Origin of the sequence: Tabrizicola fusiformis (assembly GCF_013328815.1) — a bacterium.
Lineage (GTDB): Bacteria > Pseudomonadota > Alphaproteobacteria > Rhodobacterales > Rhodobacteraceae > Fuscibacter.
On the sequence record NZ_JABUHN010000004.1, the window covers coordinates 12,464 to 26,333 of the forward strand.

A 13,870-nucleotide genomic window follows, 5' to 3' on the forward strand; every position below is an offset into this window, starting at 1 on the left:
GTAAGCGGCCTCTCTCTCCTCAAACGTAGAAACATACATGCTCTGGTCAGTGAGATCGCATAGGCCCTGACTTGACATCGTTTTCGCTGTCTCTGCGTTTAATGTAATGCAACCAGACAGCGCGAAGGTGGACAAGACACTGATAAGTCTTAACATCTTGCTATCCTACTCGATCATCGGCAGCAACTGGTCGATGCTCTTCTTGGCGTCGCCATAGAACATGCGGGTGTTGTCCTTGAAGAACAGCGGGTTTTCGATGCCGGAATAGCCGGTGCCCTGACCGCGCTTCGACACAAACACCTGCTTGGCCTTCCAGCATTCCAGAACCGGCATCCCGGCGATGGGGCTGTTGGGGTCTTCCTGCGCCGCCGGGTTCACGATGTCGTTCGAGCCGATGACGATGGCCACATCGGTTTCAGGGAAGTCCTCGTTGATCTCGTCCATTTCCAGAACGATGTCGTAAGGCACTTTCGCCTCGGCCAAGAGAACGTTCATATGGCCCGGCAGACGGCCCGCGACCGGATGGATGGCAAAGCGGACGTTCTTGCCCTTGGCGCGCAGCTTGCGCGTCAGTTCGGACACCGATTGCTGCGCCTGCGCCACCGCCATGCCATAGCCCGGGATGATCACGATGCTGTCGGCATCGTTCAGCGCCGCCGCTACCCCTTCGGCGTCAATCGCCACCTGCTCGCCCGTCACTTCCATCGCCGGGCCCGTGGTGCCGCCAAAGCCGCCCAGGATCACCGAGACGAAGCTGCGGTTCATCGCCTTGCACATGATGTAGCTCAGGATCGCCCCCGAAGAGCCCACCAGCGCGCCGACCACGATCAGGAGGTCATTCGACAGCGAGAAACCGATCGCCGCCGCCGCCCAGCCGGAATAGCTGTTCAGCATCGAGACAACCACCGGCATGTCGGCGCCGCCGATGCCCATGATCAGGTGATAGCCGATGAACAGCGCCGCCAGCGTCATCACCGCCAGCGCAAGGGTCGAGCCGGTCTGCAGATAGACCACCAGCAGCACGACCGAGATGATCGCAGCCGCCGCGTTCAGCACATGGCCGCCCGGCAGCTTTTTCGCCTTGCCGTCCACCTTGCCCGCCAGCTTGCCAAACGCAATGACCGAGCCGGTGAAGGTGACCGCGCCGATGAAGACGCCAAGGAAGGTTTCAACCCGCAGGATCGAGACTTCCACCCCGCTCTTGTGCGCGACGACGGCGGCAAAGCCGTTCAGCGCGGCGCGGGCGGTTTCGTCCAGCGCCGCGATGCGGACAAGTTCGATATGGGTGTTATAGCCGATGAACACCGCCGCAAGACCTACAAGGCTGTGCATCGCCGCCACAAGCTGCGGCATCTCGGTCATCTGCACGCGCTGCGCGACGACCCAGCCGATGGCGCCACCGGCGGCGATCATCACCAGCGAAATCAGCCAGTTGCCTGCGCCGGGGCCGTAAAGCGTGGCCGCCACCGCAAGCGCCATGCCCGCGATGCCATACCAGACCGCGCGCTTGGCGCTTTCCTGCCCGGACAGACCGCCCAGCGATTGAATGAAGAGAACTGCCGCAACAACATAGGCGGCCGTGGTGAATCCGTAGTCCATTGTGCCCGGCCTCCCTTACGACTTCTGGAACATGGCGAGCATCCGCCGGGTGACCATGAAGCCACCGAAAATGTTGATCCCGGCCATGAAGACCGAGGCGGCGGCAAGGATCACCACAAGGAAGTTGCCCGAGCCGATCTGCATCAGCGCCCCCAGAATGATGATCGAGGAAATCGCATTGGTCACCGCCATCAGCGGCGTGTGCAGCGAATGCGAGACGTTCCAGATCACCTGCACGCCGACATAGACCGACAGCACGAAGACGATAAAGTGCGACATGAAGCTGGCCGGGGCGAACAGGCCCGCCAAAAGGATCAGCGCGCCACCGACGACCAGCATTCCCACCTGATTGCGGGTCTGGGTCTTGAACGCCGCGGCTTCCGCCGCGCGCTTTTCCTCGACGGTCAGTTCCTTGACCTTTTCCTTCGGCTTCTGCGCCGCGATGGCCGCGATCTTGGGCGGCGGCGGCGGGAAGGTGATGGCGTGATCCTTGGTCACGGTGGCGCCGCGGATCACGTCGTCTTCCATGTTGTGAACGATCACACCATCTTTCTTCGGTGTAAGATCGGTCAGCATGTGCCGGATATTGGTGGCATAAAGCGTGCTGGCCTGCGCCGCCATCCGGCTGGGGAAATCGGTATAGCCGACCACGGTCACGCCGTTGTCGGTCACGATCTTCTGGTCGGGCACCGTCAGGTCGCAGTTGCCGCCGCGTTCCGCCGCAAGGTCAACGATGACCGAGCCGGGCTTCATCAGCGCCACCATATCGGCGGTCCAGAGCTTGGGCGCCGGACGCCCCGGGATCAACGCGGTGGTGATCACGATGTCGATGCCGGGCGCCAGCTCGCGGAACTTCTTCAACTGCGCTTCGCGGAACTCGGGGGACGAGGGCGCGGCATAGCCGCCCGTCGCCGCCCCGTCCTGCGCCGCTTCGGCGAAGTCGAGATAGACGAATTCGGCGCCCATGGATTCGATCTGCTCGGCCACTTCGGGCCGCACGTCAAAGGCCAGCGTGATCGCGCCAAGGCTGGTCGAGGTGCCGATGGCGGCAAGCCCCGCCACCCCGGCCCCGACGATCAGCACCCGCGCCGGCGGCACCTTGCCCGCCGCCGTCACCTGCCCCGTGAAGAAGCGGCCAAAATTCGCCCCCGCCTCGATCACCGCGCGATACCCCGCGATATTGGCCATCGACGACAGCGCGTCCATCTTCTGCGCGCGGGAAATCCGCGGCACCATGTCCATCGCCACCACGGTCGCGCCGCGGTCCTTGACGATCTCCAGCAGCTCGGCATTCTGCGCCGGCCAGAAGAACGAGATCAGCGTCTGGCCTTCGCGCAGCGCCTGCGCCTCGGCAGCTTCCGGGCCGCGCACCTTGACCAGCACATCCGCCGCGGCAATCACCGCCGCCGCATCGGCCAGCACCTCGACCCCCGCCGCGGCATAGGCCGCATCCGAGAAGCCGGCCTTCGCCCCGGCACCCGACTGGATCACGCTGGCATGACCCAGCTTGGCAAGCGCCAAAGCCGAATCCGGCGTCAAGGCAACCCGCGCCTCCCCGGCAAACACCTCACTCAGACATCCGATCTTCATGCGCCCTCTTCCCCCTTGCGGTCCTGCCGCCTTCCTTTGTCGGCTTGATCCCTGCGGTCAAGCCCCTTCCGCGCGCCCGCCGCTCTCAGAGCCAGCGCCGTGTCCGATTGAACCAATGCGCCGCCTCGTCGCCAAAGATTTCGCCCAGGCGCTCCTCTTCGCCGGTGATGAAACGCTCATTCGCCAGCCAGACGAAACCCGCCGCCAAGAGAAGCCCCAAAGGCGCATCCCACCAGAAGCTGGCCGCCAGCAAGAGAAAGACATCGCCCAGATAGATCGGGTTGCGCGAGATGGCAAAGACGCCTTCGGTGACAAGGGCGGTCGGCGTGCCGCGCGGATTGACGGTGGTTTTCGCGCGGGCCATCGTCCAGACGGCCATGCCCATCAGCCAGAGCGCCAGCACCAGACAGGCCAGACCCAGCCCCGGGCCATAGGCGCCAAACCCGACCGGGAAGCCGATCCAGCCCAGAATCGCAATCACCAGAACCCCGGCAAAGGCCCATGCCTGCGGCCAGTCCAGCCAGCGGATCAACATCTGTCCCATAAGATCCCCCTTGCTGCGGGCGCATAATGCCGATGCCTCCCGGTGATGCAATCGCTTTTGGTGCATCTTCTGTCGTTTTCCGGCGCGACGAGCCTGCATCAGCCTCCCTTATATTTCAAGCTTAAAATTTATTCCACCCCCCCCTTGATCCGCAGACGCGGGCAGCGCAACCTGACCGCAACGAGGAGAGCCTGATGACCACCGATTTCACCCAGACCCGCGCCCTGTTCGATCTGCCGCAAGGCATGATCTATCTGGACGGCAATTCGCTTGGTCCGCTGCCATCTGCGGCGGCGGCGCGGGTGGCGGCCACCGTCACGCAGGAATGGGGGCAACTGCTGATCACCGCCTGGAACAAGGCGGGCTGGATGGACAAGCCGATGGCGGTCGGCAACCGCATCGCCCGGCTGATCGGGGCCGAACCGGATTCGGTGGCGATGGGCGACACGCTGTCGATCAAGGTCTATCAGGCGCTGGCCTCGGCGCTGGAAATGAACCCGGGGCGGAAAGTGATCCTGTCCGACAGTGGAAACTTCCCTTCCGATCTCTATATGGCGCAGGGCCTCTGCCGCACTCTGGGCGCAGGTTACGAACTGCGGGTGGTGGAACCCGAAGCGGTGCTGGAGGCGATCGACGAAAGCATCGCCGTGACCATGATCACCGAGGTCGATTACCGCACCGGCCGCAAACACGACATGGCCGCGATCACCGCCCGGGCGCATGAGAAAGGCGCACTGACCATCTGGGATCTGGCGCATTCCGCCGGGGCCTTCCCGGTGGAACTGGCCAAATGCGGCGCCGATTTCGCCTGCGGCTGCACCTACAAATACCTGAACTCCGGTCCCGGCGGCCCGGCCTTCATCTATGTCGCCCCCCGCCATCAGGACCGCGCCCGCCCGGCGCTGTCGGGCTGGCAGGGCCATGATGCGCCCTTTGCCTTCGACCTCGACTATCGCCCGGCCCGCGGGGCCGAGCGGATGCGCGTCGGCACCCCGCCGATCCTGCAACTGGCCGCGCTTGAGGCGTCGCTGGACATCTGGGATCGGGTGGACATGGTGGCGCTGCGCGCGGCCTCGCTCGCGCTGACCGACCGCTTCATCGCCGGGGTCGAGGCCACCTGCCCGACCCTGACCCTTGCCACCCCGCGCGATCCTGCCAGCCGGGGCAGCCAGGTGTCGTTCCGCCACCCCGAAGGTTATGCCATCATGCAGGCGCTTATCGCACGCGGTGTGATCGGCGATTTCCGCGCGCCCGACATCCTGCGCTTCGGCTTCACGCCACTGTTCATCGGCGCCGAAGAGGTGGACCGCGCCGTCGCCATTCTGGCCGAGGTGATGGCCAAATCGCTCTGGGACACGCCCGCCTACAGGACCCGCGCCAAGGTGACCTGATGGCAAGCGCTTTCATCTTGGCAAAAATATCCCCCGCGGAGCGTCCGGCATCTGCCGCAGGAGCCTCCGGCGGGGATATTTGGACCAAGATGAAATTGCCGCCGCTTTGCCGTCCGGCGGGCTGGGTCTGTCTCTGGCGGCGGATGGGCAATCTTTCGGTGCTGAACCGGCGGTGCGGGGCCTGATGCCCTGCCCTGCCCTTTCATCAGCACCCGGAGAGACCCATGACCACCTATGACCCCGCCAAGGATGGCGCGCAGATGTCGTTCGACGGCCGCATGTCCTATGGCGATTACCTGCAGATCGACCGCATTCTGGACAGCCAGCGCCTCTTGACCGGCGCGCATGACGAGATGCTGTTCATCATCCAGCACCAGACATCCGAGCTTTGGATGCGGCTGGCGCTGCATGAGCTGGAGGCGGCGCGCGCCATGATTGCCGCCGACCGGGCGCGCGAGGCGTTCAAGATGCTGGCCCGGATCGCCCGCATCTTCGAACAGCTCAACAATGCCTGGGAAGTGCTGCGCACCATGACGCCCAGCGATTACACCACCTTCCGCGAGGGGTTGGGCCAATCCTCGGGCTTTCAGTCCTGGCAATACCGGCTGATCGAATATGCTGTCGGCAACCGCAATCTGGCCATGCTGCGTCCCCATGCCCACCGGGCCGACCTGACGGCAAAGCTTGAGGCCGAACTCGCCCGCCCCTCGCTTTATGACGAGGCGCTGCGCCATCTGGCCCGCGCCGGGCTGCCGGTGCCTGCCGATGTGTTGGCGCGTGACCTGCGGCAGGCATGGGTGGCCCATCCCGGGGTGCAGGCGGTCTGGGAAACCGTCTACCGCGATCCTCAGCAGTATTGGGAAGCCTATGAGCTGGCCGAGAAGCTGATGGATTTCGAGGATTACTTCCGCCGCTGGCGCTTCAACCATGTCACCACGGTCGAGCGGGTGATCGGGCTGAAGCGCGGCACCGGCGGCACCTCGGGGGCGAATTACCTGCGCAAGATGCTGGAGGTCGAGCTTTTCCCCGAACTCTGGCACCTGCGCACCACACTTTGACGCCCTCACGCCGGCGTGATGCCAAGGGGCTTTGACGTGGCGGAACCAGTCGATTAGCGTGCAAACGGAAACAGCGGGCCCCTCTATGGGGCCTGCGCGGCGATGGACCCCAAGAATGCACGCACTTCTGACCAAACTTCTGGCCGCCACGGCTCTGAGCCTGACGCTGGCCGCCTGTGTTCCCAATCAGGCGATGATCGACGCCGGGCTTGCTGAGCCGCCGGCGCCGCAGCTTGTCGAGGGCGCCTATGCCGCCAAGGCCGATCCGCAGTTCAACGTCGCCGCCGTGCCGGTCGAAAAGGTGCCGGCCGAGTTTCAGCGCCAGACGGTCTATTATGAAACCGACCAGCCGGTCGGCACCATCATCATCAACCCCTCGACCAAGCATCTTTACCATGTGACCGGCAAGAACCGCGCCACGCGCTATGGCATCGCCGTGGGCAAGGCCGGGTTCCAGTGGTCGGGTGAGGCTGTGGTCTCTGAACGCAAGACCTGGCCGACCTGGACCCCGCCGGAAGAGATGATCGTGCGCAAGCCGGAACTGGCCAAATGGGAAAAGGGCCAGCCGGGCGGCCCGACCAACCCGCTGGGCGCCCGCGCGCTATATCTGACGACCAACGGGCGCGATTATGGCTATCGCATCCATGGCACGCCGGAATGGTTCTCGATCGGCAAGAATGCCTCGTCGGGCTGTATCCGCATGATCAATCAGGACGTGATGGACCTGTTTGATCAGGTGCCGCTGGGCACCAAGGTCATCGTGCTGACCGCTTCGGGTGAGATGCCCAAGGGGCTGACCCTGCCGCCGCCCACGCCGAAAAAGCCCAAGCCCGCCGTCGTGGCCGCGCCTGCGCCCGAAGTGGTGGTGGTGCCGAAGATCACCGTGCTGCCGCCGCCGGTGCTGACGCCGGCCGCGGTGGCGTCTGCGGCCGCGGCTGCGGCAGCGCCTGCCGCTCCGGCACCCGCCGCTGCGGCTCCGGCTCCGGCCGCCCCTGCCGCCACCGCCCCGGCCTGTGCCGTGGCGCTGGTCAACGGCGTCTGCCCGGCACCCTGAGCCGATGAGCAAAAGCCTCGCCCGGGTCACCGCCGCCCTCAGGGCGGCGGGGCTTGACAGCCAGCCGCTTGAAATGCAGGGCGAGACCCGGACGGCGGCGCAGGCCGCCGAAGCGGCGGGCTGCGCGCTGAACCAGATCGTCAAGTCGATCCTGTTTCAGGGGGAAAGCGGGCAGTTATACCTGTTCCTGACCGCGGGCGGCAATCAGGTGGACGGGGCGCGCGCCTCGGCCCTCGCGGGTGAGGTGCTGGGCCGGGCAGATGCCGCGGCCGTGCGCGCCGTTACCGGCTTTGCCATTGGCGGCGTGGCCCCTTTGGGCCATCTCACGCCGCTGCCGATCCGCATGGACCCCGCCTTGATGGGGTATGAGACGGTCTGGGCGGCGGCAGGCACGCCGCGGCATATCTTTCCGGTGGCGCCCGCCGCGCTGCGGGCGGCGACCGGCGCCGACCTCGCCGATTTTACGCTGTAACCCTTGGCCTGCCCCGCCCTGCCGGCGAATTTTGGCCTAATGTGAATTTCTTTAACATACCCACTTGAAAGCGGCGCGATCCGGGGGCATCTTGCGCATGTGAAAGACATTCACATCAACCGCGAACCGAAAGAGCAACGCCGATGAACAGCTACACGCCGACCGCCGCCGCAGTCACCGGCGGACCCACCTCCCGCAATTGGCTGCGCCGCGCCGAGGCTTGGCTTGACAGCTATGGCAAGGGCGCCTGGATTGCCGCCATGGTGCTGGGCTTCATCTTCGTCTGGCCCGTCGGCCTTGCCCTTCTCGCCTATATGATCTGGAGCAAACGCATGTTCAGCCGTTCCGCCTGCGCCGCCCGCCGCGAAGCCCGCCATATGGGGTTCCACCGTGCCTATCACAGCTCGGGCAACGCCGCCTTTGACGCCTACAAATCCGAGATGCTGAAGCGCCTTGAGGATGAGCAGGCCGCCTTCGAAGGCTTCCTGCAGCGCCTGCGCGAGGCCAAGGACAAGTCCGAGTTCGACGCCTTCATGGATGACCGCGCCCGCAGCGCCGCTCAGGCCCCGGTGCCTTCCGCCCCCGAAGCCCCCCGGGCAGGCGAATACTGAGCCGCCCTTCCCCGGCCGCATCTGCAAGCCCCGCGCCCCCGGCGCGGGGCTTTTTCATTCGCCCGGCAATTGTCCTTGGCGGCACGCCTCGCCCTTGATAACCTGCGCGTCTGACCCCTCTTTCGGATGCCGTCCGCGACATGCGCCACACCCTGCCCATCGCGCCCCAGTTCTATGTGACGGCCCCGCAAGCCTGCCCCTATCTTGAAGGGCGGCAAGAGCGGAAACTTTTCACCGCATTGCAGGGCGAGCAGGCGCAGAAGCTGAACGACGCCCTGTCAAAACAGGGGTTCCGGCGCAGCCAGAACGTGCTGTATCGCCCGTCTTGCGCCGAATGTTCGGCCTGCCTTTCGGCCCGCATCCGGGTTGCCGATTTCAAGCCCAGCCGGACCCATCGCAAGATCCTCAAGGCGGCAAGCCACCTGCGTCGCAATGCCACCAGCCCCTGGGCGACTGAGGATCAGTTCACTCTGTTCCGCCGCTATCTGGACGTGCGCCACGCCGATGGCGGCATGGCCGACATGGATGTGTTCGAATTCGCCGCAATGATCGAGGAAACCCCGATCCGCAGCCGGGTCATCGAATACACCCGCCCCGCCGGTCCGGGCGAAAAGGGGCGGCCACTGGCCTGCGTCTCGCTGACGGATGTGTTCGATGACGGGCTGTCGATGGTCTACAGCTTTTATGACCCCGACTTGCAGCACCTGTCGCTGGGCACTTTCGCCATTCTCGACCATATCGAGATCGCACGCGAGGCCGGGCTGCCTTATGTCTATCTGGGCTATTGGGTGCCGGGCAGCCGGAAGATGGGTTACAAGGCCAATTTCCCGGCGCTGGAAATCTACAAATCCGGGGTCTGGACCGATATCGGCGATCCGGCCAGCCACCGGGCCGAACTGCATCCCTTGTCGGTCGATCCGATTGCCGAACAGGTGGCCCGCATCGCCCTGCCCGAAGCGCGCACGGTCCGCGAATGAGCGGCGCACGACTGGCGGCCCTGTCGCTGATCGTGCCTGACTATGACCCTGCCATTGCCTTCTTCCGCGCGGCCCTTGGTTTTGAGGTGACCGAAGACATCCCGCAGGGCGCCAAACGCTGGGTCACGCTCGAAGGCCCCGGCGGCGGCGCCCGGCTGGTGCTGGCGCGGGCCGAGGGGGCGGCGCAGCAGGCCGCCATCGGCGCGCAGGGCGGCGGGCGGGTCTGGCTGTTTGTCCAGACCGATGATTTCGCCCGCGACGCCGCCCGGCTGACCGCCGCAGGCGCCATCTTTGAAGAGGCGCCGCGCCATGAAACCTATGGTATCGTGGCGGTGTGGCGCGACCCTTGGGGCAACCGCTGGGATCTGATCCAGCCTGTCAGCGGAGGGGCCGAAGGGAACGGTTGACGGCACGCCCAAGGCCGGGATAATTGGACAAGTTTTCTTACCACTTTTAGCCAGAGCGCAAAACGCGCCGAAATTCGGGGAGGAGCCCATGCAGGGATTGCTGGTGCTATCGCGTGCGATAGACCGCTTCAACGAGGCAATCGGAAAGGCCGTGACATGGCTGATCTTCATTGCCATCCTGGTCAGTGCAACAAATGCGGTCGTGCGCAAGGTGTTCAACACCTCGTCCAACGCCTGGCTTGAGCTGCAATGGTATCTGTTCGGGGCGGCCTTCATGCTGGCCGCGGCCTATACGCTGAAACAGAACGAACATATTCGCATCGACATCTTCTACGGCACCCGCTCGCGGCGGACGCAACACTGGATCGACCTGTTCGGCCATGTGTTCTTCCTGATGCCCTTCGTGGTGCTGATGTCCTTCATGCTGGTGCCCTATGCCTGGCGCGCCTATGAGATCGGGCAGGTTTCGACCAATTCGGGCGGGCTGATCATCTGGCCGGCGCGGGCCATTCTGGCGGCGGGCTTCATCTTGCTGGTGTTGCAGGGGATTTCCGAAATCGTCAAGAAAATCGCGGTGATGCGCGGCGAAATGGAAGATCCCACCCCCTTCGTTTCGGCCCATGAGGCGGCCGAGCTGGAAGGCGCGGCCCTTGCCGACACGGTGGCGAAACTGGCCGGGGAGGATCGCAAATGATCGAGTTCATCGCGCTGAACATGGCGCCGATCATGTTCGCCTCGCTCGTCATCTTCCTGCTCTTGGGCTATCCGGTGGCGTTTTCGCTGGCGGCCAACGGGCTGTTGTTCTTTGCCATCGGGGTCTGGCTGGCGCCGTGGTCGGAAAACAGCATCACGCTGGATTGGCCGCTTCTGTTCACCATGCCGCAAAGACTATGGGGGACGATGTCGAATGACACGATGCTCGCCATCCCCTTCTTTACCTTCATGGGCATCGTTCTGGAACGGTCGGGCATGGCCGAAGACCTGCTCGACACCATCGGCCAGTTGTTCGGGCCGATCCGCGGCGGTCTGGCCTATGCGGTGATCATCGTCGGCGCCTTGCTGGCGGCGACCACGGGCGTCGTGGCGGCATCGGTGATTGCCATGGGGCTGATCTCGCTGCCGATCATGCTGCGCTATGGCTATGACCGGCGGGTTGCCTCTGGGGTGATTGCGGCCAGCGGCACGCTGGCGCAGATTATCCCGCCGTCGTTGGTGCTGATCGTTCTGGCCGACCAGTTGGGCAAATCCGTGGGTGACATGTATGCCGGCGCGATGATCCCGGGTCTGGTGCTGACCGGGTTCTACATGGCCTATATTTTCCTCGTCTCGATCTTCCGGCCGCAATGGGTGCCCGCACTGCCGATTGAGGCGCGCACGCTGGGCCATGGCGTGACCTCGCTGCTGGTGGCCATCGCGGCGACCATCGCCATCGGCTATGGCGCCCATGTCTGGCTGTCGCCGACCATGGGGGCCGATGCCGACATTCTGGGCGGCACGGTGGGCGTCATCGTGATCTATGTCTATGCCCTGCTGGACAAGGGGCTGAAGATCAACCTGATGAGCCGTCTGGCGCAACAGGTGGTCATGGTGCTGATCCCGCCGCTGGCGCTGATCTTCCTTGTGCTGGGCACGATCTTCCTTGGCATCGCCACGCCCACCGAAGGCGGCGCGATGGGCGCCGTCGGCGCGATGATCCTTGCTGCGATGAAGGGGCGGCTGAACCTTACGGTGGTGCAACAGGCCCTGACCTCGACCACGCGGCTTTCGGCCTTTGTCATGTTCATTCTGGTGGGGGCGCGGGTCTTTTCGCTGACCTTCTACGGGGTGAACGGGCATATCTGGGTCGAACATCTCTTGACCGCGCTGCCGGGCGGCGAGACCGGGTTCCTGATCTTCGTCTCGATCCTGGTGTTCCTGCTGGCCTTCTTCCTCGACTTCTTCGAGCTGGCCTTCATCATCGTTCCCCTTCTGGTGGCGCCCGCACAGGCGCTGGGGATCGACCTGATCTGGTTCGGGGTGATCCTGGGGGTGAACATGCAGACCTCGTTCATGCACCCGCCCTTCGGCTTTGCGCTGTTCTACCTGCGTTCGGTCGCCCCAAGGTCGAGCTATGTGGACAAGGTGACGGGCACCAAGACCGCCGGGGTTTCGACCGGGCAGATCTACTGGGGGGCGGTGCCCTTCGTGGTGATCCAGGTGATCATGATCGGGGTGGTGATCGCCTTCCCCTCGATGGTCATGCATTACAAGGGTGCGCCGGTCGATGTCTCGAAGGTCGAGATCAAGATGCCGAGCCTGCCGACGCTGACCGTTCCCGGCGCCCCGGCACCGGGCGGCACCGGCGCCCCGGCCAACGGCCTGCCCGCCCTGCCGCAACTGGGCGCGCCGCCGGTGATCCAGCCGTAACCCCAGGCAGGATGGGCAGATTGCCCATCCTCCCCCTGCAACGCAAAAAGGCCCCGGTCTCGCCGGGGCCTTTCTGTTTCCGCGCGCCTGAGCATCAGACATCACCCGCCGCCCCGTAGGATGGGCAATCTGCCCATCCCCCCGCCATGCAAAAGGCCCCGGATTTCTCCGGGGCCTTCCGCCGTCTGTCGTCAGATCAGAGCTTGCCGGCCTGTTGCTGGCCCATCATGAACACGTCGTAATTGTATTCCGCGATCTGCGCCCAAAGATAGGCGTCGCGTTTGAACGCGTCCTGGCTTTCCTTGATCTTCTTGAACATTTCGTTGCCGGCCGAAATCTCGGCATAGGTCGCGTTGGCGGCATCGAACGAAGCCTGCATCACGTCCTGCGGGAACGGGCGCAGTTGCGCGCCATTGGCCACCAGCGATTTCAGCGCGGTGGGGTTCTTCCAGTCATAGTTCGACAGCATGTCGGCATTGGCGACCTGGCAGCCCATCTTGAGCAGCGCCTGATAGGCGGGCGGCAGTTCGTTCCACTTGTCGAGGTTGATCATCGTGGCGATGGCCGGGCCACCTTCCCACCAGCCGGGATAGTAGTAGTAGGGCGCGACCTTGTAGAAGCCGAGCTTTTCGTCGTCATAGGGGCCAACCCATTCGGTGGCGTCGATCGTGCCCTTTTCCAGCGCCGGATAGATGTCGCCGCCGGCGATCTGCTGCGGCACCACGCCCAGCTTTTCCATGACCTTGCCGGCAAAGCCGCCGACCCGCATCTTCAGCCCGCTCATATCGGCGACCGAGGTGATTTCCTTGCGGAACCAGCCGCCCATCTGCACGCCGGTATTGCCCGCCGGGAAGGCGATCAGGTTCTGCGTGGCATAGAACTCGTTCATCAGGTCGATGCCGCCGCCATGGTAGAACCAGGCGTTGATCTGACGCGCGTTCAGCCCGAAGGGCACGGCAGCGCCCAGAGCATAGGTCGGGTCTTTGCCCCAGAAGTAATAGGGAACGGTGTGGCAGGCTTCGACGGTGCCGGTGGACACGGCATCGGCCGCTTCCAGACCGGGGACGAGTTCACCGGCCGGGAAGACCTGCAGGGTGAAATTGCCGTCCGACGCTTCGGAGATGTATTTCGACATCACGTCGGCGGCGCCGAAGATGGTGTCCAGCGCCTTGGGGAAGGACGAGGTCACGCGCCAGGTGACCTTGGGATTGGCCTGCGCAATGGCCGGAGCGGCCAGAACCGAGGCCCCGGCAGCGGCAACGCCGCCGATGCTGGCCTTGGTCAGAAAGGAACGACGATCCATCAGTTTCTCCTCCTCTGGACGGCGGAAGATTCCCCCTCCCGCCTTGTTGACTGCACCAACCCTAAACAGCGAAACTGCGGCTGAGAACCGCTTTTTTCGCAGATCGGCGAAATTTGGTCATTTTTTCTTACCACCCGCAACCTGAGACCCTGCCCCGTGCCGAGTCGGCCAGAATCAGGCGACGCGATTTGCGAAAGTTGCGCCGAGCCCGGATCAGAACGCAATATTCCTGCGATTTTTTACCCTCGCGCGACATTTTAGGCGTCGATTTGCGGTTGACGCCCCGGCATCCCCGCCATAGTGTCCCGCCAAAGCCAATTTGGGGTCGGGCATGTCCGAACTTCTCGTAATCGTAGGATCAAGGCGCATGGGCGGGTAACCGTTTTCCATCCTGGATCCCATGCGCCCCCGAATGACCCTCGGGGGCTTTTTGTTGACTGAAGGGCCGCAGGGCGCGG

At 64.3% G+C, this 13,870-nt stretch carries 13 protein-coding genes; 9 read left to right on the top strand and 4 right to left on the bottom strand.

Features of this window, described 5'->3' with window-relative positions:
- Nucleotides 1–165 precede the first annotated feature (165 nt).
- The 3 genes from HS053_RS07195 to HS053_RS07205 form a co-directional block, all read right to left on the bottom strand.
- Nucleotides 166–1,599 carry an NAD(P)(+) transhydrogenase (Re/Si-specific) subunit beta gene (locus tag HS053_RS07195; protein WP_174210553.1) on the bottom strand — a complete coding sequence of 478 codons (1,434 nt, stop codon included), beginning with the start codon at nt 1,597–1,599 and terminating at the stop codon, nt 166–168.
- Between the two features lie 15 nt (nt 1,600–1,614).
- Nucleotides 1,615–3,189 (bottom strand): Re/Si-specific NAD(P)(+) transhydrogenase subunit alpha, encoded by a 1,575-nt coding sequence (locus HS053_RS07200; RefSeq protein WP_174210554.1) that lies wholly within the window; start codon nt 3,187–3,189, stop codon nt 1,615–1,617.
- An 85-nt stretch (nt 3,190–3,274) separates the two neighbouring features.
- Nucleotides 3,275–3,733 carry a methyltransferase family protein gene (locus HS053_RS07205; RefSeq protein ID WP_174210555.1) on the bottom strand — a complete coding sequence of 153 codons (459 nt, stop codon included), beginning with the start codon at nt 3,731–3,733 and terminating at the stop codon, nt 3,275–3,277.
- A gap of 194 nt (nt 3,734–3,927) precedes the next feature.
- On the opposite strand from HS053_RS07205, the gene kynU reads away from it, so the two are divergent.
- The 9 genes from kynU to HS053_RS07250 all read left to right on the top strand — a co-directional run bounded on the left by kynU (nt 3,928) and on the right by HS053_RS07250 (nt 12,109).
- The gene (gene kynU / locus HS053_RS07210) at nt 3,928–5,124 is read left to right on the top strand and encodes a kynureninase (RefSeq protein WP_174210556.1); all 1,197 of its coding nucleotides are present in this window, start codon (nt 3,928–3,930) and stop codon (nt 5,122–5,124) included.
- Between the two features lie 224 nt (nt 5,125–5,348).
- Entirely contained in the window at nt 5,349–6,182 is an 834-nt protein-coding gene (gene kynA / locus HS053_RS07215; protein ID WP_174210557.1) for a tryptophan 2,3-dioxygenase, read from the top strand.
- A 115-nt stretch (nt 6,183–6,297) separates the two neighbouring features.
- The gene (locus tag HS053_RS07220; protein ID WP_174210558.1) at nt 6,298–7,236 is read left to right on the top strand and encodes a L,D-transpeptidase; all 939 of its coding nucleotides are present in this window, start codon (nt 6,298–6,300) and stop codon (nt 7,234–7,236) included.
- 4 nt (nt 7,237–7,240) lie between these two features.
- The gene (locus HS053_RS07225) at nt 7,241–7,708 is read left to right on the top strand and encodes a YbaK/EbsC family protein (protein ID WP_174210559.1); all 468 of its coding nucleotides are present in this window, start codon (nt 7,241–7,243) and stop codon (nt 7,706–7,708) included.
- A 143-nt stretch (nt 7,709–7,851) separates the two neighbouring features.
- Complete coding sequence (locus HS053_RS07230) at nt 7,852–8,319, top strand: DUF2852 domain-containing protein (protein WP_174210560.1); 468 nt, start codon at nt 7,852–7,854, stop codon at nt 8,317–8,319.
- A 140-nt stretch (nt 8,320–8,459) separates the two neighbouring features.
- Nucleotides 8,460–9,296 (top strand): arginyltransferase, encoded by an 837-nt coding sequence (locus HS053_RS07235; RefSeq protein ID WP_174210561.1) that lies wholly within the window; start codon nt 8,460–8,462, stop codon nt 9,294–9,296.
- Complete coding sequence (locus HS053_RS07240; RefSeq protein ID WP_174210562.1) at nt 9,293–9,703, top strand: VOC family protein; 411 nt, start codon at nt 9,293–9,295, stop codon at nt 9,701–9,703. Before HS053_RS07235 ends, HS053_RS07240 begins: the two co-directional genes overlap by 4 nt.
- Before the next feature lie 88 nt (nt 9,704–9,791).
- On the top strand, nt 9,792–10,397 hold the full coding sequence (locus HS053_RS07245) for a TRAP transporter small permease subunit (RefSeq protein WP_174210563.1): 606 nt from the start codon (nt 9,792–9,794) through the stop codon (nt 10,395–10,397).
- Nucleotides 10,394–12,109: a TRAP transporter large permease gene (locus HS053_RS07250; RefSeq protein WP_174210564.1), complete on the top strand. Its 1,716-nt coding sequence runs from the start codon at nt 10,394–10,396 to the stop codon at nt 12,107–12,109. Before HS053_RS07245 ends, HS053_RS07250 begins: the two co-directional genes overlap by 4 nt.
- A gap of 196 nt (nt 12,110–12,305) precedes the next feature.
- Here the strand turns inward: HS053_RS07250 and HS053_RS07255 are convergent, their stop codons facing one another.
- A complete protein-coding gene (locus HS053_RS07255) occupies nt 12,306–13,412 on the bottom strand; it encodes a TRAP transporter substrate-binding protein (protein ID WP_174210565.1) in 1,107 nt (368 codons plus the stop codon).
- Nucleotides 13,413–13,870 lie beyond the last annotated feature (458 nt).